This is a genomic window from Micromonospora sp. NPDC049891 (assembly GCF_040660295.1).
Lineage (GTDB): Bacteria > Actinomycetota > Actinomycetes > Mycobacteriales > Micromonosporaceae > Micromonospora.
Genome location: NZ_JBFAML010000092.1, coordinates 1 through 1,097, shown reverse-complemented (window position 1 = coordinate 1,097; position 1,097 = coordinate 1). Strand labels below are relative to the sequence as shown.

General features: G+C 54.5%; 2 protein-coding genes. Both read right to left on the bottom strand.

From position 1 onward, the window contains the following. Positions 1-294: 294 nt before the first annotated feature. A complete protein-coding gene (locus tag AB0I71_RS32650) occupies positions 295-843 on the bottom strand; it encodes a metal-dependent hydrolase (RefSeq protein ID WP_004931456.1) in 549 nt (182 codons plus the stop codon). A 71-nt stretch (positions 844-914) separates the two neighbouring features. After that, positions 915-1,097 (bottom strand): hypothetical protein (locus tag AB0I71_RS32645; RefSeq protein WP_357591227.1); only part of this gene is annotated, 183 nt, incomplete at its 5' end.

Sequence of the window (1,097 nt, the reverse complement as noted above, 5' to 3'; positions counted from 1 at the left end):
ACCAGGCCGACCAGCACTTTTTTCGCCAGGCTCCATTGCTTGTGGCGGGTTTGCGCCAGCAGCAAAAGAAGCGCGACAAACACCAGCACGTTAATCACGAGCGGAAGATTCATCCCCAATGTCTCCAATAATCTTTCTTATAAAAACGACTACGCATCACGTATGTCGCGATGTAAATATCGTAACAGTTTGCTGAGTGGCCTACTTATATCCAAATGGAATTTGATATAGCTTTTTGTGTGTTTTTGTTTGTTTTATATACATCAAGATGATGGGTTGAGCGAATTTTTGTGATCAGAGTCTGATATTTCTGATTTGCTCGACATAGGATTGCACCGGCAGGGTGAAATCGCCTTGCCAGCAGATGGCAAACGCCACCAGGCACAGACACAGTACGCGCTCCAGCTGGTTGCCTTTTTGCGAGTTGAGCAGGGGCAGGCGAAAACGCCAGCGGCACGGCCACAGCAGCGGCACGCCGGCGGGCGTGAGCATGTCGGCCAGCAGATGGCTGAAATAACCGATGATCATGGCGTGCAGCGCATCGGCCGGGATCGGCCAGCTACGCGGCACGTCCAGCTGAAACAGCGCCATGCCGCCGGCGATCGCCAGCAGGCTGTGGGTGAAACCGCGGTGGCCGAAGGCGCGGGCGATGGGCAGGGCGATCCAGCGCAGGCGCTGGCCCAGTACCGACTTGGGGTGATCGATGTCCGGCAGCAGCGAGGTGAGCAGCGCGGCGGGTATGATGTGCCACCAGTCGCCGGTAGCCAGCTCTGGCGTCACTTCCGCCTTCTTGGCGAAGATCGCGCAAGCGACAGAGAAAATGAGATGTCCTTCCGCGGTCATGCTGTTGCGATTCCGGCTGGTAAACTGTTAATTTATCCAGTATATGGGAAAATTCCCAGTAGTGGAAGCAGTTACCCTGTAACCAATTGTTTATTTTTCCCTGTTTTACAACGGCTTGTTACGGTGCTGCGTAACAAATCATCGATTTTGACTGGCGAGAACAAAAAGCGGGCGATGGGCGATGCATGAAGATGAGAAAAAAGACGGTGGCTTGGCGTGTGGCGGGAGGAAGCGGCGGCCTTGAACCGCGCTGC

Excerpts from the sequence above, each read along its gene's own strand:
- AB0I71_RS32650 (WP_004931456.1), bottom strand. The coding sequence starts at position 843 with ATGACCGCGGAAGGACATCTCATTTTCTCTGTCGCTTGCGCGATCTTC.